This window comes from Raineyella sp. LH-20 (assembly GCF_033110965.1).
Lineage (GTDB): Bacteria > Actinomycetota > Actinomycetes > Propionibacteriales > Propionibacteriaceae > Raineyella.
Genome location: NZ_CP137003.1, coordinates 2,166,602 through 2,190,514, shown reverse-complemented (window position 1 = coordinate 2,190,514; position 23,913 = coordinate 2,166,602). Strand labels below are relative to the sequence as shown.

22 protein-coding genes and 1 pseudogene are annotated in these 23,913 nt (G+C 71.1%); 13 read left to right on the top strand and 10 right to left on the bottom strand.

The annotated features are described in order from the left end of the window. Positions 1–25: 25 nt before the first annotated feature. Positions 26–2,335 carry an O-antigen ligase family protein gene (locus tag R0146_RS09595; RefSeq protein ID WP_317689097.1) on the bottom strand — a complete coding sequence of 770 codons (2,310 nt, stop codon included), beginning with the start codon at positions 2,333–2,335 and terminating at the stop codon, positions 26–28. Positions 2,336–2,472: 137 nt separating this feature from the next. Between R0146_RS09595 and R0146_RS09590 the strand changes: the two genes are divergently transcribed. The 7 genes from R0146_RS09590 to R0146_RS09560 all read left to right on the top strand — a co-directional run bounded on the left by R0146_RS09590 (position 2,473) and on the right by R0146_RS09560 (position 9,845). Next, on the top strand, positions 2,473–3,420 hold the full coding sequence (locus tag R0146_RS09590) for an RNase H family protein (RefSeq protein WP_317689096.1): 948 nt from the start codon (positions 2,473–2,475) through the stop codon (positions 3,418–3,420). A 32-nt stretch (positions 3,421–3,452) separates the two neighbouring features. Continuing rightward, positions 3,453–4,076, top strand: a complete 624-nt coding sequence (locus R0146_RS09585; RefSeq protein WP_317689095.1) for a CDP-alcohol phosphatidyltransferase family protein — start codon at positions 3,453–3,455, stop codon at positions 4,074–4,076. Positions 4,077–4,110: 34 nt separating this feature from the next. Continuing rightward, positions 4,111–5,160 (top strand): Rossmann-like and DUF2520 domain-containing protein, encoded by a 1,050-nt coding sequence (locus R0146_RS09580; protein ID WP_317689094.1) that lies wholly within the window; start codon positions 4,111–4,113, stop codon positions 5,158–5,160. Between the two features lie 52 nt (positions 5,161–5,212). Next, complete coding sequence (gene panD, locus R0146_RS09575; protein ID WP_317692363.1) at positions 5,213–5,614, top strand: aspartate 1-decarboxylase; 402 nt, start codon at positions 5,213–5,215, stop codon at positions 5,612–5,614. 2 nt (positions 5,615–5,616) lie between these two features. Further along, complete coding sequence (gene panB, locus R0146_RS09570; RefSeq protein WP_317689093.1) at positions 5,617–6,471, top strand: 3-methyl-2-oxobutanoate hydroxymethyltransferase; 855 nt, start codon at positions 5,617–5,619, stop codon at positions 6,469–6,471. A gap of 101 nt (positions 6,472–6,572) precedes the next feature. After that, a complete protein-coding gene (gene panC / locus R0146_RS09565) occupies positions 6,573–7,490 on the top strand; it encodes a pantoate--beta-alanine ligase (RefSeq protein ID WP_317689092.1) in 918 nt (305 codons plus the stop codon). A 144-nt stretch (positions 7,491–7,634) separates the two neighbouring features. Beyond that, positions 7,635–9,845 carry an NADP-dependent isocitrate dehydrogenase gene (locus R0146_RS09560; protein ID WP_317689091.1) on the top strand — a complete coding sequence of 737 codons (2,211 nt, stop codon included), beginning with the start codon at positions 7,635–7,637 and terminating at the stop codon, positions 9,843–9,845. Positions 9,846–10,032: 187 nt separating this feature from the next. Here the strand turns inward: R0146_RS09560 and R0146_RS09555 are convergent, their stop codons facing one another. From R0146_RS09555 to R0146_RS09530, 6 genes are all read right to left on the bottom strand, one after another. Continuing rightward, positions 10,033–10,791: an SDR family NAD(P)-dependent oxidoreductase gene (locus R0146_RS09555; RefSeq protein WP_317689090.1), complete on the bottom strand. Its 759-nt coding sequence runs from the start codon at positions 10,789–10,791 to the stop codon at positions 10,033–10,035. A 115-nt stretch (positions 10,792–10,906) separates the two neighbouring features. After that, positions 10,907–11,896: a diacylglycerol/lipid kinase family protein gene (locus R0146_RS09550; RefSeq protein ID WP_317689089.1), complete on the bottom strand. Its 990-nt coding sequence runs from the start codon at positions 11,894–11,896 to the stop codon at positions 10,907–10,909. Positions 11,897–11,923: 27 nt separating this feature from the next. Next, on the bottom strand, positions 11,924–12,358 hold the full coding sequence (locus R0146_RS09545; protein WP_317689088.1) for a winged helix DNA-binding protein: 435 nt from the start codon (positions 12,356–12,358) through the stop codon (positions 11,924–11,926). A gap of 72 nt (positions 12,359–12,430) precedes the next feature. Continuing rightward, the gene (locus R0146_RS09540; RefSeq protein WP_317689087.1) at positions 12,431–13,219 is read right to left on the bottom strand and encodes a GntR family transcriptional regulator; all 789 of its coding nucleotides are present in this window, start codon (positions 13,217–13,219) and stop codon (positions 12,431–12,433) included. Between the two features lie 9 nt (positions 13,220–13,228). Beyond that, positions 13,229–14,008 (bottom strand): 3-oxoacyl-ACP reductase FabG, encoded by a 780-nt coding sequence (fabG, locus tag R0146_RS09535; RefSeq protein ID WP_317689086.1) that lies wholly within the window; start codon positions 14,006–14,008, stop codon positions 13,229–13,231. Between the two features lie 123 nt (positions 14,009–14,131). Then, positions 14,132–15,142, bottom strand: coding sequence for a phosphotransferase enzyme family protein (locus R0146_RS09530; RefSeq protein ID WP_317689085.1), 1,011 nt, complete (start codon positions 15,140–15,142; stop codon positions 14,132–14,134). Positions 15,143–15,368: 226 nt separating this feature from the next. Here R0146_RS09530 and R0146_RS09525 point away from each other — a divergent pair, with 226 nt between their 5' ends. The 3 genes from R0146_RS09525 (at position 15,369) to R0146_RS09515 (ending at position 19,178) form a co-directional block, all read left to right on the top strand. Further along, on the top strand, positions 15,369–16,940 hold the full coding sequence (locus R0146_RS09525; protein WP_317689084.1) for an APC family permease: 1,572 nt from the start codon (positions 15,369–15,371) through the stop codon (positions 16,938–16,940). Between the two features lie 4 nt (positions 16,941–16,944). Then, positions 16,945–18,282 (top strand): aspartate aminotransferase family protein, encoded by a 1,338-nt coding sequence (locus R0146_RS09520; protein WP_317689083.1) that lies wholly within the window; start codon positions 16,945–16,947, stop codon positions 18,280–18,282. Between the two features lie 119 nt (positions 18,283–18,401). After that, positions 18,402–19,178, top strand: coding sequence for a YoaK family protein (locus R0146_RS09515; RefSeq protein WP_317689082.1), 777 nt, complete (start codon positions 18,402–18,404; stop codon positions 19,176–19,178). Positions 19,179–19,185: 7 nt separating this feature from the next. Here R0146_RS09515 and R0146_RS09510 read toward each other — a convergent pair whose 3' ends face one another. After that, positions 19,186–20,064, bottom strand: coding sequence for a DNA-formamidopyrimidine glycosylase family protein (locus tag R0146_RS09510; RefSeq protein WP_317689081.1), 879 nt, complete (start codon positions 20,062–20,064; stop codon positions 19,186–19,188). An 18-nt stretch (positions 20,065–20,082) separates the two neighbouring features. Between R0146_RS09510 and R0146_RS09505 the strand changes: the two genes are divergently transcribed. From R0146_RS09505 to R0146_RS09495, 3 genes and pseudogenes are all read left to right on the top strand, one after another. Further along, positions 20,083–20,664 carry a protein-L-isoaspartate O-methyltransferase family protein gene (locus tag R0146_RS09505; protein ID WP_317689080.1) on the top strand — a complete coding sequence of 194 codons (582 nt, stop codon included), beginning with the start codon at positions 20,083–20,085 and terminating at the stop codon, positions 20,662–20,664. A 103-nt stretch (positions 20,665–20,767) separates the two neighbouring features. Then, on the top strand, positions 20,768–21,346 hold the full coding sequence (locus tag R0146_RS09500) for an isochorismatase family protein (protein WP_317689079.1): 579 nt from the start codon (positions 20,768–20,770) through the stop codon (positions 21,344–21,346). A gap of 151 nt (positions 21,347–21,497) precedes the next feature. Continuing rightward, positions 21,498–22,259, top strand: a pseudogene (locus tag R0146_RS09495) (DUF542 domain-containing protein); the annotation flags it as partial. A 260-nt stretch (positions 22,260–22,519) separates the two neighbouring features. Here R0146_RS09495 and R0146_RS09490 read toward each other — a convergent pair. Then, entirely contained in the window at positions 22,520–23,035 is a 516-nt protein-coding gene (locus R0146_RS09490; protein WP_317689076.1) for a flavin reductase family protein, read from the bottom strand. A gap of 241 nt (positions 23,036–23,276) precedes the next feature. After that, the gene (locus tag R0146_RS09485; protein WP_317692362.1) at positions 23,277–23,909 is read right to left on the bottom strand and encodes a peptidyl-tRNA hydrolase; all 633 of its coding nucleotides are present in this window, start codon (positions 23,907–23,909) and stop codon (positions 23,277–23,279) included. Positions 23,910–23,913 lie beyond the last annotated feature (4 nt).

Genomic DNA, 23,913 nt, shown 5'->3' with positions numbered 1-23,913 from the left:
GCACGCCCAGAGGAGCGGTCTCCGGTCAGCCTCGCCAGCCGCCGTCCCGGCCACCCCGCGGCCGGTTCCGCTCGGTGGCGCGGTGGGCGCCGTGTCGGGCCCACGACTCGGGATCGTCGGGTCGACCCCACGATACCGGGCTCTGTGCAGGCCGTGACGGCTCGACGGGCGCGGATCGAGGTGCCTGAGCACCCCACGAGGCGTACGCCGGCACGGGCTCGGTCCGTGCCGGTTCGACCGGCGCGGGCTCTCCCCAGGCGTGCCCGGCACCGGTGGGCTCGGCGCGGGTGGGCTCGGCGCGCGAGGCGGTCGGCATGGGCTCGAAGCCGGCGGGTTCGGCCCGGGAGGGATCGTTCCAGCCAGGATCGGTCCAGGTCGGATCACTCCAGGAAGGATCGGTGGAAGCGGGATCACTCCAGGACGATCCGCCCCAGGTCGGTTCGCCCCAGGAGGATCCACCACGAGCCTGTTCACCCCAGGTGTGCTCGACCGGAGCCTGCTCACCCCACGTCTCCTCCACCGGAGCCTGCTCGCCCCAGCCGGGCTCGGCCGACGTCTGCTCACCCCACGTCTGCTCACCCCACGTCTGCTCACCCCACGTCTGCTCGACCGCAGCCTGCTCACCCCAGGCTGGCTCGGCCTGCACGGGCTGGACCTGCGCGGGTGCGACCATGGGCGCCGGTTCGGTCCAGCCGTGGTCCTCGACCGCGGCGTACGGGTCCCGCCCGGCGGCGACCTCCCGGTGGTCACCGCCGGGGACAGTCGGCTGCCAAGCCTCGGTGTCCCACTGCCCGCCCGGGTCGCCCTGCGCACCGAGGTCACGCTGTCCGCCAGGGATGTCGTCGCGCCGCCCACTCGGGACGTCACGGTAGGGATCGGCCAGGTCCTCAGGTGCACGGCCCCGGTCGTCCGGAGCGGGGATCGAGGCCGTGACCGGCACCGGGACCTGGGCCGTGACCGGCACCGAGACCTGGGCGGCGACGGGCTCCCGGTCCTCCGGGCGTACGACCACATCGGAGGGCCGGACCAGGATCCGCTGGTCCGCCACCGGGGAGGCCATCACCAGGCCGATCGCGAAGGCGAGGGCCAGGGCGATCCGCAACGCGTTGGCAGGGTGGTCGGTGAGGCTCATCAGACCGAAGCCGAGCAGCCCGGCGCCCAGCGCGGCGGCGATCCTGGACCCCTCGACGGTCGAGCGCCACACCCGCCAGCACACCAGGGCGGTGATCGCCATCACCGCGAGGAAACCGAGCCAGCCGGCCTCGACCAGCCAGTTCAGCCAGGTGTCGTGGGCGTGCTGGAACTGCAAGGAATCCGGGACGGCCTCGGTGAGCAGGGCTCCCGACCGCCCCAGTCCGACGCCCAACGGATGGTGGACGGCCAGCGAGAGGGCGGCCGTCCACAGTTTCGTACGGACACCCGCCCCGGAGACGATCGCCATGGCGACCGCGACCACCAGTCCGACGGCCAACAGTCCTCCGCCGATCCGCAGCCGACGGCCGGTAGGCCGGGCCAGGGTGAAGAGGGCGACGATCCCCAGCATGCCGGCGGCCAGACCGGCCCGCGACCAGGTCTGCACCAGGGCGAGGTAGCCGAGGGCGACCAGCACGACCCCGGCCAGCCGGCTCGCACTGTTCAGCCACTCGTCGACCGCGAGCCAGGCGAGCGGGAGGAAGAGCAGCAGGAAGGCCGCCAGCAGGTTCGGGTTGTTCAACGTGCCGACCACCCGGACCAGGGCGCCGGGCTGTTCACAGCCGTCGGCCATGCCCTGGCCCGGAGCACGGCAGAAGCCCGTGGGAGTCTGGCTCGCAGCCTGTTGCAGGGCGAGGACCCCCGCGGTGGCCACGCCGACGAGCACGAGGACCAGTCCTGCACGGTGGCTGTCGCGGTGCTGGCGCCGCACCATCACGACCAGGTAGTAGAGCCCGACCTCGGTCAGCAGCCATCGCCAGGCGGCCATGCTCTCGGTCCGGCCGAACGACGCCACCAGGCTGGTCAGCACCAGAACGAGCAGCGGGATGTCGAGCCAGGTCCGCCACGCGGAGGGATGTGGGACCACCAGCGCCATCGCCACCAGACCCACGATCAGCACGGCCCGGACGGGCGTGATCAGCCAGAACATCGTCCCGTCGGGGAGGATGCCCGCCACCGACTCGAAGAACACGATCGCCATGCAGACCAGACCGACCGAGGTCAGGATGTCGCGCCAGGGTCGACGTTCGGCCCACCGCCGCGGTGCCTGATCCCCGCCGGCCCGCGCCGAGATGTCGTCGGAGGGTCCGTACGCCGTCGACTCCACGGGGTGGGGCGAACGGCGAGGTCCATCAGTACTCACACGACATTCTTTCCACATCTCCGTGAAGAATGCTCGAACCGTCCGCGAACTGTCGGCGACGGCGAGCCGTATTCTGTGCCCCGGCCGAGCAGGCTCGTCAGGGCCGGGTGTCGGTGCGATGTGTGAGAATCGGCCCCGTGACGATCACAGCAGCGGCGGACGGATCCTCGCTCGGCAACCCAGGACCAGCCGGCTGGGCCTGGTACGTCGATGACGACTGCTGGGCCAGCGGAGGCTGGCCCCGGGGCACCAACAACATGGGCGAGCTGATGGCGGTGCTCGACCTGCTGCACCAGACCGCGCACGTCGACGAGCCTCTGCACGTGCTGTGCGACAGCCAGTACGCGATCAACGTGATCTCCAAGTGGACCAAGGGCTGGAAGAAGAAGGGCTGGAAGAAGGCCGACGGCAAACCCGTCCTGAACGTCGACCTGGTGAAGGCCCTCGACGAGGCGATGCAGGGGCGTGACGTCACCTTCGAATGGGTGCGCGGACACAACGGACACTCCCTGAACGAGGCGGCCGACACCCGCGCCCGGGCCGCCGCCACCGCCTACCAGCAGAGCCGCGAGCCCGACCCGGGACCGGGGTATCCGACGGCCGGCGCAGCCGTACGTTCCGCGGCCGTACGTTCCGCGGCCGTACGTTCCGCGGCCGTACGTTCCGGGGGCGAGGAGCAGGACGAGTCCGAACTCGAGGAGGACTACCTGCAGCCCGATCTCTTCTCCGGCGCCGAGCCCGAGCTGGACCTGCCCGAGATCGACCAGGTCGCCGAACTGGAGCGCTGGCTGCACAGCGCAGAGCCCGCCGAGGACCCGACACAGTGGGCCGGTCTGCTGCATCCCGGGTGGTTCCGGGTCCGCGCGGACGGCACCCTGGACCACCGCGGCGACGTGCTCAGCGGAGTGCTCTCCCCCGACGTCTGCAGCCTCGACATCCTCGAGGCGCGTCGACTGCGTGCCGACGAGGTGCTGTTGCTCAGCCGCGCCACGCAGGCGACCACCGCCACACTCCGGACCGCCCTGTGGGTCCGGGAGAACACCCAGTGGCAGCAGCGATTCGAGCAGGTCACCCCGGAACTCTGACCGGTTGACCGCCCGCGGACCACAATGGGCGCATGGACCCGCACCCCGTGACGGGAGGCGTGAGCCCCACGCCCACCACCTCCGCCCGACCCGACTGGCTGACTCTGCCCAACGCCGTCACTCTGCTCCGGTTGCTGCTGTTGGCACCGGTGTGCTGGCTGCTGGTGCGTACACCGGGGGACAGCCCGCTGGTCGTCGGACTGCTCGCCCTGTGGGCCGCCACCGACTGGGTGGACGGCTTCCTGGCACGTGCCCTGCACCAGGTGAGCCGCACCGGCGAGATGCTCGACCCGCTCACCGACCGGATCGGCATCGGCGCGGTGCTGCTCGCCCTCGCCCTGGGCGGCCACGTCTCGTGGTGGCCGGTCGGCATCGTCGTCGTCACCGATCTGACGACGGGCCTGCTTGCGGGTCGGGCCGCGGCGAGGGGGCGGATCAAGGTGCACCTGCTCGGCAAGTTCCGTACGGCAGTGCTCTTCATCGGCATCGTCGCCCTGATCGCCGCGCTGGCGTTCTACCCGCCGGCGGCGATCTTCGGCCGACTGCTGATCTGGGCCGGGTCCGCCCTGCACGTCGTCGCCGGAGCCAGCTACATCCGGGCCGCCGCGCTCGCCGCCCGTACGCCCGCCGCGGTCGAGGACGGACAGGGCCGATGACAGCGTCCCCGAGGACGATGCCCCGAGGACGGCAATGACGACACAGGCCTCCCCGGCCCCCGCGGTGACCGTTGCCGTGCTGGGCACCGGCCGGCTCGCCCACGCCCTGACCACCGCCCTCGCCGCTCGCGGCGTGCCGGTCACCATGCTGTCGGCCAGGAGCCCGGAGCGGACCCGCGCGCTGGACGCCGACCTGACCGTGCTGGCGGTCAGCGACGACGCCATCGGACCGGTCGCCGACGCGCTCGCCACCGACGCTGCGGCCCGGGCCGCCGGACACGGATCGACCGCCGGACACGAAGCTGGCGACGAACACGAGGCCGGCGACGAACAAGGACCCGCCACCGGACACGGGGTGGTGCACTGCTCGGGCGCCCTCGACCTCACTCCCCTGGCGCCGCTGGCCGCCGACCACCGGCTGGGCGCCTGGCACCCGATGCAGGCCTTCGCCACCGTGGACACCCCGATCGCCCCCGGTGTCACCTGGGGCATCACGGCCGACCCCGGCCTCCGCGACGTCCTGGCCGAGCTGACCACCACCCTGGGCGGCCGTCCGGTGCTGCTGCGCCCGGAGGACCGGGCCCGCTACCACGCGGCGGCGACGATGGCATCCAACTACACCGTCGTCCTGGTCGACCACGCGGCCCGGCTGCTGCAGGACTGCGGGCTCGACGCCCGCAGCGCGCTGGATGCTCTGCTCCCCCTGGTCCGCAGCACCCTCGACGGACTACAGGATGTCGGTCTGCCCGCTGGACTCACCGGCCCGGCGGTCCGCGGCGACGTCGGCACGATCCGCCGCCATCTGGCCGCCCTCGCCGCCCGCCCCGACACCGCGGCGCTCTACCGCGCCGTGGGACTGGCGGCACACGACCTGCTGGTCGCGCGGGGAATGGACCCGGCCACCCTGGCCGCGATCGACGCCGCCTTCCGCGACCCCGATGCGCCCGCCCGACACGACCACGGCGACCCCACCCCGCCGGCCCACGGCGACCCCACCCCGCCGGACCACGGCGATGCCGCCCCGCCGGCCCACGGCGATGCCGCCCTGCGGGACTGCGCCGATCATCCTGGGAGTAGCACGTAAACTCGATCCGAACACCACACGGCAGAGAGGTACACACGTGCGGTTCCGGACGATGGTCAGTGGCAAGATCCACCGCGCACGGGTCACGGCGGCCGACCTCGACTACGTCGGCAGCATCACCGTGGACGAGGACCTCCTCGACGCGGCGGACATCCTGCCCTTCGAGCGGGTCCAGGTCGTCGACCTCAACAACGGCGAGCGTCTCGAGACGTACACCATCGCCGGTGCCCGTGGCTCGGGCGAGATCCAGCTCAACGGTGCGGCGGCCCGACTGGTGCAGCCCGGTGACCTGGTCATCATCATGGCCTACACCCAGGTGACCGATCCGGTCCCGGAGGGCTGGCACCCGAAGGTCGTGCTGGTCGACTCCACCGACAACTCGATCGCCCGGGTCATCACCGACGTGAACGATCCGATGGCACTGCACGGCCCGATGCCGGCGGCGCTGGCCTGACGATGCGCACCTCGATCGCCGACATCCGGGCGGCGTACCTGCGCGGTGAGCGCGTCCCGATGATCACCGCGTACGACTACACCAGCGCCCAACTGGTGGAGCGGGCCGGCGTCCCGATGATCCTGGTCGGTGACTCCCTCGGCATGGTGATCCAGGGTCACGACTCGACGCTGCCGGTCACCGTGGACGACATGGTCTACCACACCCGCATCGTGGTCCGCGGCTGTGCCACCCCGCTGGTCGTCGCGGACCTGCCGTTCCTGGCGTCCGCCACCGAGACCGATGCGCTGCGTCACGGCGGGCGGCTGCTCGCGGAGGGCGGCGCCTCCTCGGTCAAGCTGGAGGGCGGCCGACCGATCGCCCCGACCGTACGCCGCCTGGTCCAGGCCGGGATCCCGGTGATGGGCCACCTCGGCTTCACCCCGCAGTCGGTCAACCAGATCGGGATGCGGGTCCAGGCGAAGGAGTCCGCCGCGGCCCGGGCCCTGATCGAGGACGCTCTCGCCCTGCAGGACGCCGGGGCATGGGCCGTGGTGCTGGAACTGATCCCCGCACCGCTGGCCGCCGAGGTGACCGCCCGACTGGACATCCCGACGATCGGCATCGGTGCCGGTCCCCGGTGCTCAGGGGAGGTGCAGGTCTGGCATGATCTGCTCGGCCTGTTCAGCGACTTCGTCCCCCGCCACACCCGCCGCTACCGCACCCTCGGCGACGAGGTGGTGGGCGGTCTGCAGGCGTACGCCGACGACGTACGCTCCGGGGCGTTCCCGACCGAGCAGAACAGCGCGGGGATGGACCCGCAGGTGCTGGCCGAGGCCCTCGCCGGTCTCGACCGGCCCACCGAGCGACAGGCCTGAGCGCCCCGGGCCGAGGGATCCGACATCGGCGACCGACCGAGCCGGGACCCGCCGGTCCTGCACCAGGAGCGGTGAACAGCGAACCAGCAGGAGGCAGAGGGATGAAGGTCGTCACCACACGCGAGGAGCTCCGGACTGCCCGGGCCGAGCTGGAGGTGGGACCGGACACGGCCGGCGGAGACATCACCGTTGCGGGCGCGGCCCGTCCGAGCGGCGTCGGTCGACGCAGTGTCGGCCTGGTGCCGACGATGGGCTTCCTGCACGAGGGCCACCTCAGCCTTGTCCGCCGGGCCCGCGAGGAGAACGACGCCACCGTGGTGTCGATCTTCGTCAACCCGACCCAGTTCGGGCCGTCGGAGGACCTCGAGGCCTACCCGCGCGACCTCGACCACGATCTCGCGCTGCTGGACGGCGCCGGGGTGGACCTGGTGTGGACCCCGCAGGTCGAGGACGTCTACCCCGCCGGTTTCGACACGTACGTCACCCCCGGCGGCGTCGCCGACGTGCTGGAGGGCGCCCGCCGGCCCGGCCACTTCCGCGGCGTCGCGACGATCATCAGCATCCTGTTCCACCTGTGTGCCCCCGACCGGGCCTACTTCGGCCAGAAGGACGCCCAGCAGGTCGCGGTGATCCGCCAGCTGGTCCGCGACCTCGGCCTGCCGGTCGAGATCGTCGCCTGCCCGATCGTCCGGGAGCCGGACGGGCTGGCGATGAGCAGCCGCAACACCTACCTCGCCGCCGCCGACCGGCCGGCCGCGCTGGTGCTCTCCCGCGCCCTGCAGGCGGCCGGACGGGCCTGGGCCGACGGCGAAGGCGATGCGGAGGCGCTGCGGACCATCCTCCGCGACGTGATCACCGCCGAGCCACGGGCCGTGGTGGACTATGTCAGCGTCGCCGATCCGCGCACCCTGGCCGAACTGACCGCCGTCGACCCGGCGGTCGGCGCGCTGGCCTCGCTGGCCGTACGGGTCGGCGCACCGCGGCTGATCGACAACCTGGTGCTGGCTCCCCGGGCCTGACAACGGGTGACATCACACCGGACGCTGCTGCCGTACGGCACATCACGCCGCTATGGCACGGTCCGTCGGGGGCCTTTCGGATAACCTGACCCAGCCAAGAGCGTCCGCAACGCACCCGTACGACCCCAGGGAGATGCCCAGCACATGGCCACGATCATCTACACCCACACCGACGAAGCGCCCTTGATGGCCACGTACTCCCTGCTCCCGGTCATCGAGGCCTTCGCCTCGACGGCGGGTGTGCAGGTCGAGACGCGTGACATCTCGCTGTCCGCCCGGATCCTGGCGGCCTTCGCCGATCTGCTGCCCGCGGACCAGCAGGTGGCCGACACGCTGGCCGAACTCGGTGAGCTCGCGAAGACCCCCGAGGCCAACATCATCAAGCTGCCGAACATCTCCGCGTCGGTCCCCCAGCTCAAGGCCGCGGTGACGGAGCTGCAGGCCCTCGGCTACGCGCTGCCCGACTATCTCGACGAGCCGCAGACGGCGGCCGAGAAGGACGCCCGCGCCCGCTACGACAAGGTCAAGGGCTCCGCGGTCAACCCGGTGCTGCGCGAGGGCAACTCCGACCGGCGCGCCCCGCTGGCGGTCAAGAACTACGCCCGCAAGCACCCGCACTCGATGGGCGCCTGGACCGCCGCGTCGAAGACCCGGGTCGCGACCATGGGCTCCGACGACTTCCGCGCCAACGAGAAGTCGGTGATCCTGCCGGCCGACGACGTCCTGCAGATCAAGCTCGTCGCCGCCGACGGCAGCGAGATCGTCCTCAAAGAGTCGCTGCCGGTGCTCGCCGGCGAGGTGGTCGACGGCACCTTCCTCAGCGCGAAGAAGCTGGACGCGTTCCTCGCCGAGCAGGTCGCCGCAGCCAAGGCCGACGGCGTGCTGTTCTCGGTGCACCTCAAGGCCACCATGATGAAGGTCTCCGACCCGGTCATCTTCGGCCACGTCGTCAAGGCCTTCTTCCCGAAGACCTTCGCCGCGTACGGCGCCGCCCTCGACGAGGCCGGCCTGTCCGCCAACAACGGCCTGGGAGCCATCCTCGGCGGTCTCGACGCGCTGTCGAACGGGGCCGAGATCAAGGCGTCCTTCGACGCCGAGCTGGCCGACGGCCCGGCCCTGGCGATGGTGAACTCCGACAAGGGCATCACCAACCTGCACGTCCCCTCCGACGTGATCGTCGACGCCTCGATGCCGGCGATGATCCGGATCGGCGGCCACATGTGGGGCCCGGACGGCAAGGAGGCCGACACCCTCGCGGTGATCCCGGACTCCTCGTACGCCGGCGTCTACCAGGCCGTCATCGAGGACTGCAAGGCCCACGGCGCCTTCGACCCGACCACCATGGGCTCGGTGCCGAACGTCGGTCTGATGGCCCAGAAGGCCGAGGAGTACGGCTCCCACGACAAGACCTTCGAGATCCCGGCCGACGGCACCGTGCAGGTCGTCAACGCCGCCGGTGACGTCCTGATCGAGCACCAGGTCGAGGCCGGCGACATCTGGCGCGCCTGCCAGGCCAAGGACGCCCCGATCAAGGACTGGGTCAAGCTGGCCGTCACCCGGGCCCGTGCCTCGCAGACCCCGGCGATCTTCTGGCTCGACCCGACCCGCGCGCATGACCGCAACATCGCCGAGAAGGTCAAGGCGTACCTGCCCGAGTTCGACACCGACGGGCTGACCATCGAGATCATGTCCCCGGTCGAGGCGACCCAGTACTCGGTGGAGCGGATCCGTCGCGGCGAGGACACCATCTCGGTGACCGGCAACGTGCTGCGCGACTACAACACCGACCTGTTCCCGATCCTCGAGGTCGGCACCTCCGCGAAGATGCTGTCGGTCGTCCCGCTGATGGCCGGTGGCGGCCTGTTCGAGACCGGCGCCGGCGGCTCGGCCCCGAAGCACGTCCAGCAGCTGCTGGCCGAGGACTACCTGCGCTGGGACTCGCTGGGCGAGTTCATGGCGCTCGCCGAGTCCTTCCGCCACGAGGCGACCAACGGCAACGCGAAGGCCGGCGTGCTCGCCGCGACCCTCGACAAGGCCACCGAGACCCTGCTCGACCAGAACAAGGGCCCCGCCCGCAAGGTCGGCCAGATCGACAACCGCGGTAGCCACTTCTGGCTGGCGAACTTCTGGGCCTGCGAGCTCGCGGCGCAGACCGAGGACGCCGAGCTGTCGGCCGCGTTCGCGCCGGTCGCCGCCGAACTGGCGGACAAGGCCGAGCAGATCGACGCCGAGCTGATCGCGGTGCAGGGCCACCCGGTCGACCTGGGCGGCTACTACCGCCCCGACGACGCGAAGACCACCGCCGTGATGCGCCCGTCGGCCACGTTCAACGAGATCATCGCGAAACTGGGCTGACCACGGCCGGCGAAGCCGAGCCGCAAGGCCGAACCGGTCCCAGCGACGCTGAGCCGAAAGGCGAGGCCGGCTGAGGCTCCGGGCCGCAGCACCGTACGACACCAGGACGGCGTCGGGGAGGGATCCCCGGCGCCGTCCGGCGTTCCTGCCGCCTCCGGCCGGTCGGCTCCGCCGCCGTTGCCCCGCCTCAGATCACGCTCCACCCGCCGTCACACATCAGCACCGTGCCGGTGACGTTCGCGGCGTCGTCGCTGAGCAGGAAGGTGATCGCCGCCGCCAGGTCGTCGGCGGTCGCCGTCGGCGGCATCATCGCGCCGAGCAACGGCGCGATCACCTCGGCGAAGCCCGGGCTCTCCATCTTGGCCTGGATGTTGGTGGCGACCCCACCGGGCGCCACGCTGTTGCAGCGGATCCCCTTGCGGGCGTAGAAGAGCGAGGTCGACTTCGTCAGCCCGATCACCGCGTGCTTGGACGCGGTGTAGGCGACCCCCGCGGCGCCGGCCCGGATGCCGGCTTCGGAGGAGATGTTGACGATCGCCCCCGCCCCGCGGGTCAACATCACCGGGATCGCCGCCCGGCTCATCCGCATCATCGCGGTCAGATTGACGTCGAACACCCGCTGCCAGGTGGCGTCGTCGATCTCCGCGACGGAGAGGAAGTCGTCCATGATCCCGGCGTTGTTGACCAGACCCCACAGTTCCGGGCCGGCCTCGGCGACGATCCGGTCGACGATCTGCTGGTCGGTGATCGACCCGACGACATACCGGAAACCGGGCGACCCGAGGTCCTCTGCCACCGCCGCGAGCCGCTCCTCGGAGAGGTCGGCCCCGACGACGTACGCCCCTTCGGCGACCAGCCTGGTGGCGGTGGCCCTCCCGATGCCGGAGCCGGCACCGGTCACGATGATGGTCCGACCGGCGAACCGGTCAGGGATGACAGTGGACATGGCGACCTCCCGTGCGAGTGTGGACACCGTGTCCGACGGCCCACCCGAGGGATCGTGGCGCTGGAGTGATCCTCAGTGTAGGGATCTGTGAGTCGTCTCACAGCTGATTCGCGGCTTATCCGGACAATGTCGTACGGTTAGGGTCGCCTGACCGAGGTCGGTGCGGCGGGCATCGTACGGTCAGCGCTGACGGCAGCAGCCCCACCTCGAGGTCCACGACGTCGGCGACCACATCGCCGTCGAGCTGGACCGGCAGCGGCCCGGGCGGCGTGACCCGGGCGGCCGAGGCCCGACCGTATGCCAGCGCCCGGGTCCGACGGGGGCGGTGGAACAGGCCGGTGCACGCCACGGCGGCCCAGTCGAGGGGCCCGCGCAGCGGCACCTCCAGCGTCTCCAGCACCCCGTCGTCCGGTACGGCGTCGGGAAAGACGGCGATCCCGCCGGGGATGCGCGGGAGGTTGCCGAAGAGCACCGTCCAGGTCCGCGCGCGCCGCGGGTGTCCGTCGAGCTCGACGACCATCGGCAGCGGCCGCAACACCGCGTGGCGGATCCCGGCGGCGAAGTAGGCCAGCCAGCCGAGGCACCGTTTGAGCCGTGCGCCGGTGGCCGCCACCGTCTGCGCGTCACGGCCGATCCCGGCCATCACCAGGAAGACCGACTCGACCACTCCCCCGGCAGCGATGGTCATCCGAGCCCGCCCGAGGTCCATCCGCAGCTCGCCGGCACCCAAGGCGATCGCCGTCGCGAGGCGTACGTCGCGGCGCGGCAGCCGCAGGTTGCGGGCGACGATGTTCGCCGTCCCGGTCGGCAGGATGCCCAAGGCGACGTCGGTCCCGGCGAGCACCCGGGCCGCCTCACGGACGGTGCCGTCACCGCCGGCGACCACCACCAGGTCCACGCCCGCGGCGAGCAGCCGTCGGGTCTGCTCGGCGCCGGGTGACTCGACGGTGGTGGTGAGGACGGTCGGGGCCGGTGCGCCGGCCGCCGCGAGTGCCGCGGCGAGTTCGCGGCGGGCACGGTCGGCCCGGCGGCCCAGCGGGTTGAGCACCAGTCCGACCCGTGGCCTCCCGGGCGACGGGCCCGTGGAGCCGGCGTTGTCACCCACCGTCGGCACGACGGTCGACCGGTCGGCTCAGTCCGCCTCCGGGGTCCCTGCCGCCAGGTTGTCGCACATCCGACGCAGGGTGTCCACGGTGGTGCGGTAGTCGGCGCTGCTGATCCCGCGCGCCAGGCTCTGCCGGACCCGGTCGACGTGACCGCCGATGGTGTCGTGAGCGGCCACGCCGGGCTCGGTGAGCGACAGCACTGTGCCGTCGTCGTCGATCCAGCCGCGGGTGGAGAGCACCTCCAGCGCGGTCTCCAACGAGTCCTCCTGGTCGCAGCGGAACGCGCCGAGCGTCTCGCGCAGACTCGCGACGGTCCGGGTGCCCCAGGACAGCGTGCTGAGCACCTGCCACTGACGGCGGGTCACGTCGTCGTCATGGAGGGCCTGCTCGAACGCCTGGTTGATCAGGGAGTCGAGATGCTTGGCCCAGTAGCCGATCGGCCGCTCCTGTTGTTCCCGCATGCCTCCACCGTAGTGGTCCGCGCGGTGACCCACCACGGCTTCGAACTCCGGGTCACCGCCGGCTGTGCGAGGTCACGGCGCGACGGTGAGCTCGATCAGACCGTCGGCGGACCGCGACTCCACCGGTGTCCGACCGCCGGAGCGGCGGGCGATCAGGCGCACCCGATCCGACCGGAAGAGGTCCTCCGAATACTCGAAGCGCCGGCCGGAGGCATCCTCCGCGACCCGTACGACCTGCACCAAGGGGAACCGCTCGGCGACCTCCAGCAACTTGGCCTCCCGCCGGCTGGCCCCGACGACCATGATCTCCTCCTCGACCTTCTCGGGCCGGAGGCCGTAGCGGTCGCGCAGCAGCACATAGAGAGATCCGCTCAGCGGCTGGTCGAGCAGGTCGGGAGCCAGGGCGAGCGGGAAATGCGCCCGGTCGAGAGACAGCGGGATGCCCTCGGCGCTGCGCAGCCGCTCGATGACGGCCAGTTCCTCGCCCACCGGCACCCGGAGTGCCTCTGCCTCCAGCGGGGTGGCCGGGGCACGACGGGTCGCCAGCACCGTCGATGACGCGCTGTGGCCGCCTGCGGCCAATCGCTCGGGCAGTCCCAGCTGCTCAGCGGCCTCCCGACCCATGACATCGGAACGGACGAAGGTGCCCCCGGAGCGCCCGGTACGACGCTCCAGCACCCCGGCCCGGGTCAGCGGAAGGATCGCGCTGCGAATGGTCACCCGCGACACGCCGAAGCGCTCACTGACCTCCCGTTCCGACCCGAGGCGGGACCCCGGCGGGAGAGTCCCCGCGGCGATCATCCTGAGGATGCGCCGACGGATCTCCTCGGCGACGGGGCCGCCTTCGCTCTCGGATGCCACCCGTTCACTCTAGGCCAGGATGGCCTCTGGCGTTTCCGGCAGGATCTGACCGCCGTCGACCACGATCGCCTGCGCGGTCAGGTAGCCGGCCTCGGTCGTCGCGAGGAACGCCGCGGTCGCACCGACCTCCTCGGGCGTGCCGAGCCGACCGAGGGGCACCGCACGCGTCATCGCGGCGAGGTAGCCCTCCCCCATGCCGACCAGGCCTTCGGTGAGGACGTTGCCCGGCAGCACAGCGTTCACCGTGATCCCGTGGGGCGCCAATTCGAGGGCTGCGGTGCGCATGAATCCGAGCTGTGCGGCCTTGGTGGCGCCGTAGTGGGCCCATCCCGGATAGCCGGTGATCGCCCCGGTGATCGACGACGTGATGATGACCCGTCCGCGTCCGGAGATCGCCAGAGCCGGTGCCGCGGCCTGGACCGACCAGACCGTCCCCTTGAGATTGACCGCCACCACGTCGTCGAGTTGTTCCTCGGTCATGGTCGCGAGCGAAGCCTCGGGAAAGACCCCGGCGTTCGCGCACAGGACGTCCAGGCCTCCCAGTCGCTCGACCACCTCGCGGATCATCGCCCGGGTCGAGGCCCGGTCGGCGACATCCGCTGCGACCGTGACGACCTCGGACGCGCCCGCCGCCGCGAGGCGTTCGGCTGCGGCAGCGAGGTCGGCCTCACCGCGCGCGGTCACCGCCACCGCCGCTCCCGCCTTCGCGAACGTCGTGGCGATGCCGAGTCCGATGCCCTTGGATCCACCGGTGACGAGGACGCGACGGTCGGCGAGGTCGAACAACATGAGGGCTCCTAGAGGTCGGGCGGGCGTGGGATGCGGTCGAGAAGAAGGGTGTCGTACGGGGCGGACACAGGGCGGGCGGACACAGGGCGGGCGGACACAGGGCGGGCGGACACCGGCAGCCGGTCAGGCGGCGAGGGCACGGTCACCGAAGCGGAACCAGTCAGGGTCGTCGAGAAAACGTGCGGCGAGTGCCCCAGTGCCGCGCCCGTAGTCGGTCCCGAGCGCCTTCGCCGGAGGCGAAGCCGGGTGGGTGCCGAGCCAGGCGGTCAACATCAGACGGCGCATCATGACGAAGACGCGGATCATGCCGAGGTCCTCGTCCCCGAGGGGCCGCACCGGCCGGTATCCGCGAAGCCACCGCGCGACGATGTCCGGGGTCTCGGCCTCGTGCTCCACCCAGGAGACCACCGAGCCCAGATCGCTCAGGTACCAGCCGAAGCCGCAGTCGTCGAAGTCGATGACCGTGATCCCACCCCGCGCGTCGACCATGATGTTGGCCATCCGCAGGTCGGCGTGGACGAGCCCGAACCGGTCCCGACCTGATCCGTAGTCGCGCAGGGCCCTCTCGATACTCGCCACGGCGCCGGCCAGCACGGCATTGTCCGCCCGCTCGACGCCCGGCGCGCCGGTGAGTCGTCCCCAGCGCGCGGCAGGCCCGAGTGAGCTCTCGAAGTCCCAGCGGAACCGTTCGAATCCGTCCGGCAGCGGCCAGTGCTCGGCGTGCAGGTGCATCAGGGCGCTGATCCTGCCCAGTTCCTCGTACGGGACGGGACAGCCGCACTCCTCGCCCGTACGGCCGTCGATGACGCTGACGGCGTCCACCTCACGTCGCTCACCGGCCCACTCGACCGTCGTCACCGCCTCGCCGCTCAGTGCGGGGATGACGACGGGCGTCGCGATGCCGCAGTCCTCGCGGATCCGCTGCATCCAGGTGAGCTCCGACTCGATGGCCGTACGCGTGTGATAGCCCGGACGGTGCACCCGCAGTACGAGGCGACGCGCGCCCTCACTGATCAGGAAGGTGCCGTTCTCACTCAGGCTGAGCAACTCGACGTGGGCCCGGGCCCCGAACCCGTATCTGGGCAGGGCAGCGCGGGCGAAGGCGGCATATTCGCGTTCCGGCGTGACGACCATGGCTCCATAGAAACCGAGCAGCAGACCATTAACAAAGTCAGCGATACCAAATAGGCCACTCCTTCACGGACTCGTAACCGGATTTCCGTATTCGTAACGCATCAGCCCCCGCTGTTACACCACGGAAACACTGGGCCCACCGTCCAGAACTGCCAATTTGACAAAATGGAAAGAACTCCACCACAGTGACGCCAGGGACCGGCCAGACCAAATAATGGAGGACGCAATGACCAATACCGACGTCATCGTCGCACCACCGTCAGGTGAGGCGCTCGCTGAACCACAGCGCCTGAAGCCGAACGCCATCGGGCTCGTCGGCGTCCTGTTCATGTCCGTCGCCACGGCAGCACCGATCACGGCGATGGTCGGCAACGTGCCGATCGCCGTGGGCTTCGGCAACGGCGCCGCAGCCCCTGCCGGCTATCTCGTGGCGACGATCGTGCTGACGCTCTTCGCCATCGGCTATGCCGCCATGTCGCGGCACATCACCGCGACCGGGGCGTTCTACGGTTACATCTCCCACGGACTGGGCCGAGTCGCCGGGCTCAGCGCCGGTCTCCTCACCACCGTCGCCTACATGGTCTTCGAGGCCTCACTCGTCGGCATCTTCGCCTTCTTCACCAGCGGACTGGTCGAGACGCTGTTCGGGCTGACCGTCCCGTGGATCGTGTTCGCTCTGCTGATGCTCGCCGCCAACGCGTTGCTGAGCTACTACGACGTGAATCTCGCGGCCAAGGTCCTGGGTGTCTTCCTGGTGACCGAGATCCTCATGCTGACAGCCATGGCGATCTCCGTCCTCGTCGCCGGCGGCGGCCCGGAAGGCTGGTCCCTCGCCTCGCTCAATCCCCTGAACGCCTTCGTCGATCTCCACCGGACCGTTCCCGCCGCCAACGGCGCCGGGACGATCGCCGCCACCGGTTCGGCGGGTATCGGCCTGTTCTTCGCCTTCTGGTCGTGGGTCGGCTTCGAGTCCAGTGCGATGTACGGCGAAGAGTCACGCAACCCGAAGAAGATCATCCCGATCGCCATCATCGGCTCGGTGGTCGGCATCGGCGTCTTCTACGTCCTCGTGTCCTGGCTGGGCATCGTCGGGGTCGGCGCACAGAAGGCGGTCGCCCTCGCCCAGGACTCCGCCACCGCGGGCGACATCTTCTTCCTGCCGGTGCAGCAGCACCTCGGCGACTGGGCGGTCGTCGTCTTCCACATCCTGCTGGCCACCGGCTCCTTCGCCTGCGGCCTCGCCTTCCACAACAGTGCCGCGCGGTATCTCTACGCCCTGGGCCGCGAGGACATCGCCCCCGGACTGGCCCGTACGATCGGCCGCGCTCACCCGGTGCACGGCTCCCCCTTCGTCGCGGGGTTCGTGCAGACCGCCGTCGCGACCGTGATCGTGGTGCTCTTCGCGGTCACTCGGCAGGATCCGTACGGTGCGTTGTACGGCCTGATGGCCATCCTGGGCACCAGCGCCATCATGATCGTGCAGGCCGCCGCAGCGGTGGCCGTCATCGGCTATTTCCACATCGGCGGGAACCACCCTGAGACGCGGCACTGGTTCCGCACGCTGGTTGCTCCGGGGCTGGGCGCCATCGGCATGATCTACGTGGTCTACCTGCTGATGGCCAACGCGAAGTTCGCGGCGGGCGCTGCGGCCGGAAGCCCCGTCTTCGCGGCGACGCCGTACATCGTCGTCGGTGTGGCCGTCGCCGGCGTGGTCTGGGCCCTCGTCCTCAAGCGGGTCTCCCCTGCGCGTTACGAACGCCTGGGCCGGGTCATTCTCGACGAGACGAAGGAGCGCTAGACAGATGCCAGCGCACCGTTCGACGATCCTCGACGCGAACACGTACCGGGCCGACACCCCCACCGGCGACGAGACCGGTGAGCTGATCGAACGCCGCCGACGGGTGCTCGGGCCGGCATATCGCCTGTTCTACCGTCGGCCCGTGCACCTCGTCCGCGGAGCCGGCGTGCACCTGTTCGACGCCGACGGCACCGAGTACCTGGACGTCTACAACAACGTGGCCAGCGTGGGACACGCCCATCCTCGCGTCGCCGAGCGGATCGCCCGCCAGACCGCCACGCTCAACACCCACACCCGGTATCTGGCCGAGCCGATCCTCGACTACGCCGAGGACCTGCTCGCCACGATGCCTGCGGAGCTCGACCAGGTCATGTTCACCTGCACCGGCTCGGAGGCCAACGACCTCGCCCTCCGGATCGCCCGGGCGGCGTCCGGCGGACGCGGCATCATCATCACCGAGGAGGCCTACCACGGCAACACCGACCTCGTCACCGGCATCTCGCCGGCCCTGGGCTCCGGCGTGCCGCTGGGTCCCGACGTCTGGACGGTGCCCGCACCGGACAGCTACCACGCCGGGCCGGAGGGCGCGGCGGCCGGCTTCACCGCAGCGGTGGAAGGTGCGCTCGCCGAGATGGCCGAGCGGGGCGTGCGGCCCGCGGCCCTCATCGTCGACACGATCTTCAGTTCTGATGGGGTGTACGCCTCCCCCACCGGCCTGCTGACGGGGGCGGTGTCCGCCGTACGGGCCGCGGGTGGTCTGTTCATCGCCGACGAGGTGCAGCCGGGTTTCGCCCGCACCGGCACCTCGTTCTGGGGGTTCGGCCGACACGGTGTCATCCCCGATGTGGTGACCATGGGCAAGCCGATGGGCAACGGCTACCCGGTGGCCGCCGTAGTAGCGCGGGCGGATGTCCTGGCCACCTTCGCCGCACAGGTGCCCTATTTCAACACGTTCGGCGGCACCGACGCGGCGATCGCCGCGGCCCAGGCGGTCCTCGACATCATCCGTGAGGAGGGGCTGCAGCAGAATGCGGCCCGGGTGGGCGCCTACTTCCGGGCCCAGTTGGGCGAGCTCCAGGATCGGCACGCGACGATCGGGGACGTCCGCGGCGACGGATTGTTCATCGGCCTGGAGCTGGTCACCGATCCGCTCTCGAAGACGCCGGACGGCCGGCTGGCGGGACAGACGGTGGACGCCCTCCTCCGGCACCACATCCTCACCTCGGTCTGCGGGCCGCACGGCAGCGTCCTGAAACTGCGCCCACCGCTGCCCTTCGCGGCCCACGACGTCGACCGGTTCACCGAGACGCTGGACCTCGTGCTGCGGGAGGTCTCCGCCTGACACGTCCACGCGACCATCCGTGCCGGCGCCGATCCGGTGCGGGTGGCACGTGGGGCTGTTCCGCGGGATCCCCAGGCGTCACAATGTCGTCAGCATCACACCGGGCAGAGGGAGCGCATGTGAGGACCCGAGTGGCCGACTACCTGCTGGAGGTGGCCGGGGCCCGCCGTACACCCGAGCTCAACCGCCATCTCGCGCTGCTGCTGGCGCTGGTGGCCGGCATCCTCAACTCGGTCGGTTTCGTCGCGGTCAGTTTCTACACCTCGCACATGACCGGGCTGACCGCCACGGTGGCCGATGCCATCGTGATGTGGCGCCCGGCGGTGGTGCTGAGCGGGGTCGTCGCCATCTCGTCGTTCGTCGTCGGGGCGATGGCCTGCGCGGTGATCTTCAACTGGGGCCGCCGCCGCGGGATGCACAGCCGCTACGCCAACGTGCTGCTGGTGGAGGGCGGGCTGATGCTGCTGTTCGGGCTGCTCGCCGAGGAACTCACCTGGCAACACCGCAGTCTGGTGTTCATCGCGGTGCTGTGCTTGACCATGGGGTTGCAGAACGCCACCATCACCAAGATCTCCGGGGCCCAGATCCGCACCACCCACGTCACCGGGATGGTCACCGATATCGGCATCGAGCTCGGCAAGTTCGCCTACCGCAACCGGCTCCGGGACGCCGACCCGGTGGTCGGTGACCGCAACAAGCTCGGGATGCTCGCCTCGTTGGTCGGACTGTTCTTCCTCGGCGGCGTGATCGGTGCGGCCGGCTACCTGTGGATCGGGTTCGCGTTCCTGGTGCCGACCGCCCTGGTGCTGCTGGTGGCGACGTACCGTCCGCTGGCTGAGGACCTGCGTGCCCTGCGCCAGGCCCGGCGGAGCCGGACCGGGACCGCCGGGAACTGAGCGAGGGTCACTTCAGCAACCGGTCCATCCGCCGGTCGCTGAGCCGTCGGCCCCCGGTCTGGCAGGTCGGACAGTACTGCAGCGACCGCTCGGCGAAGGAGACCTCGGCGATGTCGGTGCCGCACACCGGGCACGGCACCCCGGTGCGGGCATGCACCCGATAGCCGGCGTGTTTGATGTCCTTGATCCGGTCCAGCGGACGCCCCGCCATCGCCTCGGCGGCGGTGCCAAGCACCTGCCCGATCGCGGTGTGCAGTCGGGTGACCTCGTCGAGGTCGAGCGCCTTCGCCGTCGCGTACGGCGACAGCCGCGCCGCGTGCAGGATGTCGTCGGAGAACCCGTTGCCGATGCCTGCCATCAGTGCCTGGTCGGTGATCACCGTCTTGATCCGGGACCCGGTGCCGGCCAGGATCGCCGCCAGGTCCTCGACCGACAGCCGACCCGCTTCCGGTCCGAGCCGCGCGATCTCCGGCAGCGTCGCGGGGTCGGCGGTGACGTACGCCGCCACACCCTTCTTGGTGCCGGCCTCGGTCACGTCGACCGAGGACCCGGAGTCCAGCACCAGCCGCAGGGCCAGCGGGCCGCGGCCGGGCTTGACCACTGTCTTCGGGTTGGTGGCGTGCCAGCGCAGCCAACCCGCGCGGGCCAGGTGGACGGCGAGGTGGACGTCCGCATCCGCCGCCGACCCTGCGTCCGCACAACTCAGCAGCAGGAACTTGCCGCGCCTCCCGACGTCGGTGATCCGGGCACCGACCAGGGCGGTGTGCGGCGGGTCGGCCGTCTTCAGCACGGAGAATGAGCCGAGGTCGATACGCTCGATCGTCCGCCCCACGGTGCGTTCCCGCAGGAAGGCCGCGGCGGCGTCGAGCTCGGGGGCTTCCGGCATGCGGCCATTATGGACCTTGTGAGCACCGTGGCCACGATTTCCGACATCCTGCGGGTGATGCGCGCGCTGGGTCGCGTCCCGTTCCTCCCGCCGGCAGCCCAGCCGTACGCCGACATCGACGCCCCGCTGCCGATCGGTCACGGCCAGACGAACTCCCAGCCGTCCACGGTGGCGGCCATGGTGGAACTGCTCGAGGTGCCGGTCGGCGGGTCGGTGCTCGATGTGGGCGCCGGCTCGGGGTGGACCACCGCGATCCTCGGCCGCCTGGTCGGGCCGTCCGGCCGGGTGATCGGGGTCGAGCGAGTGCCCGATCTGACCGGCCGGGCCGCCGCGACCCTGGCGACACTGGACATGTCGTGGGTCGAGATCCACCAGGCTGTCCCGGGCCGGCTCGGCTGGCCGGACGGCGCGCCGTACGACCGGATCCTGGTGTCGGCCGACGCGGACGAACTGCCGATGGAGCTCGTCGACCAGCTGGCCCCCGGTGGGGTGATGGTGATCCCGGTCGCATCGGTCATGCACCGGATCCGCCGCGAGGAATCGGGGCGCCTGATGGACACCCATCACGGGTTGTACGCGTTCGTGCCGCTGATCCTGTAGCACGCCGGTCCCCGTACGACCACCCTCGGCGCTGTCCGACCGCCGGTCACGGTCATCGGTCGGGGGACGCCGATGACCCCTCCGGCCGACCTACACTCCAGGTATGTCAGCCATGGCGTTCCTGATCGTCGACGCCCAGAACGACTTCACCGAGGGCGGCTCCCTGGGGGTGGCCGGCGCCACCGTGGCGTACGAGCACCTGCGCGCCCATCTCGCCGCGCACGCCGCGGACTACCGGCTGCTGGTCACCACCCAGGACTGGCACATCGATCCCGGCCCGCACTGGTCGGCGACCCCCGACTACGTCGACAGTTGGCCGGTGCACTGCCAGGCCGGGACCCGTGGCGCCGAACTCGCCCCGCTGATCGAAACCACCCTCGCCCAACACGTCGACCTGCCCCGACTGGCGGTGCGCAAGGGCCAGCACAAGGCGGCCTACTCGGGTTTCGAGGGCACCACCGGCGACGACCAGCCGCTCGCCGCCGCGCTGCGGGAGCGCGACATCACCGACCTCACCGTCGTCGGCGTCGCCACCGACCACTGCGTCCGTGCCACGGTGCTGGATGCCCTGAAGGAGGGCTTCGCCGTCACCGTGCTCACCGACCAGATCGCCGCGGTGGACGCCGCCCGCGGGCGCGCCGCACTCGCCGAGATGGCCGAGGCCGGCGCCGTCCTGCGCTGAGCCTCCCGCCCAGCCGACCGGACGGTCAGGAGGCGATGGAAGCCCCTTGACGTACGTCAAGGATCCGGCGGCGGCAGCTGCCTACTGTCGGAAGTGCCCGGGCGACGCAGAGTCGGCCGGCCACCATGACACGCCTGGAACGGATGGACCCATGACCGCCACCGACCTCACCCCCGAACCCACCCCGACCACCCACGACCCTGGCTCGACCACCCACGGGCGCGGCTCGACCATCGCCGGCCCGTCCCGCCGCGGACCGGAGCCCGACCGCCTCACCGCCGCCCCGATCGACCTGCGGGCGACGCTCGCCGCGCTCGTCACCGCGGACACCCGGCGGGCCCGGGTGCTGGAGGACCTCGGGCTCGACTACTGCTGCCACGGGGACCGTACGCTCACCGCCGCGGCGGCCGAGGCGGGACTGGACCTGGCCGAAGTGGCGGACGCCCTCGCTCTGCCCGCCGCGCCGTCGACCGGCGAGGCGCCGGGCTCCCGTCCGGATGCCGCCGACACGTCGCTGTCCACACTCGCCCACGACATCGTCGACACCCACCACGCGTACCTGTGGGAGGAGATGCCGCGGCTGCACGCGCTCGCCGACAAGGTCACCCGGGTCCACGGCGAACGACATCCCGAGCTCGCCCGGGTGCGCTCTCTCTTCCTGACCGCGGAGGCGGATCTCGAGGCGCACCTGACGCGCGAGGAGCGGGTGGTCTTCCCGGCGATCACCCGACTGGAACGTACGGGTCAGGCACCGGCGACCGTCCAGGGCCCGCTCGACGTCCTGGTCGCGGCCCTGATCGAGGAGCACGACGTCGTCGGGGACATCGTCATGGAGCTGCACACGATCACCGACGGCTACCGCACTCCCGAGGACGGCTGCGGCTCCTACCGGGCGTTGTACGACGAGCTGGCCGCGATGGAGCGCGACCTGCATCTGCACATCCACCGGGAGAACAACGTCCTGTTCCCGGCCACGCTCGAGCGGACGGCAGCGCTCGCCGCCCAGCACTGAGGACAGGCGTGCGCTGAGGGCAGGCGTGCGCTGAGGGCAGGCGTGCGCTGAGGGCAGACACGAAGCACCTGGGCCGGCACCGTACGACCCTGCTCCCTGGCCGAAGCACCCGTCAGATCAGCCGGAGGCGGGTCGATCGAGGGCGGATCATCGCGGACGGATCAGCCGATCCGGGTGTCCTCGGTCAGCCGGTGGTAGGCGTGATCGACGTATATCAGGGGAAAGGCCTGCGGCCCCAACATGGCGTGCAGGACCCGTACGACCACCAACAGGCTTCCGGCGATATCGATCCGCTGCTCGATCCGGCCCTGCACCCAGCCGACCGCGCCGGTGAGGACCACGTCGCCACCGGGCAGCGTCTCGGTGGCGATCCCGGCGAACCGGTCCTGGGCGGGGGCGGCGAACCGCGCGGCGACATCGGCCTGACCGGCAGCAAGCAGATTGACCACGACACTGTCGGCGGCCTCGATCACCGCGCGCGACGACGAGGACGCGTTGACCGAGAAGGCGAAATAGGGCGGTTCCACCGATACGGAGACCACCGATGTGGCGGTGAAACCGCGTGGACCGTCGGGACCGATGGCTGTCACGACGGCGACGCCACCGGCATGCCGCCGGAAAACAGCCCGGAAATCCGTCGCACGGATCTGCTCGTCGCGCCGGTCGTCGTCTGTCACCTGATGCCTCCAGTCAGGACCCCCGGAGACCAACCGTAGCGGGACCGGCCGACGTGCTGTGAGCCGATCCTGGCGGCTCAGCCGCAGCCATCGCCCGGCCCAGGGACCGGATCCACGGATTGGCGCGGATCTGCCGGAGCGACCAGGCTTCACGTCCGGCTGAGAGGTCAGATTCGGCTCACCGGTTCCGCCCCATGGCCGTCCCGCGACCCACCAGACCCGCCGCATGGTCGTCCCGCGGTCACCAACAGGCCCGGGTCGTCTCCGTCGGCCCGTCGAGCTCGGTGAAGCCGGCGTCCATCACGGAGACGGGGCGCGAGGTGGCCGCCCAGGCGGCCGGGTCGGGGCGGTCGAGCCGCACCCGGAAGCCGTCGGCCCGCCACCGCCGCCGGGTCGCCACGTCCATCGCTTCCCAGGCGAGCTGAGCGGCGTGACCGCACTGTGCGGCCAGCTTGCCGCTGGTCAGCTCGATCAGCGGACTGACCTCGATCACCACAACAGCATCCGCGGTCAGGCTCTCCCCGGCAGGGGCGAACTGCGTGCCGGACACCTGCAGCTTGTCGAGCTCGCGGGGCAGCGGGCGCACCGGTCCGGGCACGAACGCACGGACCGCCGCGGTGGCATGGCCGTCCGGTCCCGGCTGGGTGACGGTGACCCCGGCGAGGGCCTGGACGTCGTCCCAGCGCTTTCCGTCGGCGCGGCGGACGAGCTTGCGGATCCGGTCGTCCGACCAGTACGCGACAGCGTCGTACCACGGCCCGCCGGGCGCCGTACGTTCGTCGGCGAGCAGGGTGACGACGGCCCGGGCGGCCGCCTCGGCCACGTCGACCTCCCGGGTCGGGACGTGCCGGTCGCGGCGTACGACGAGCTGCATCGCC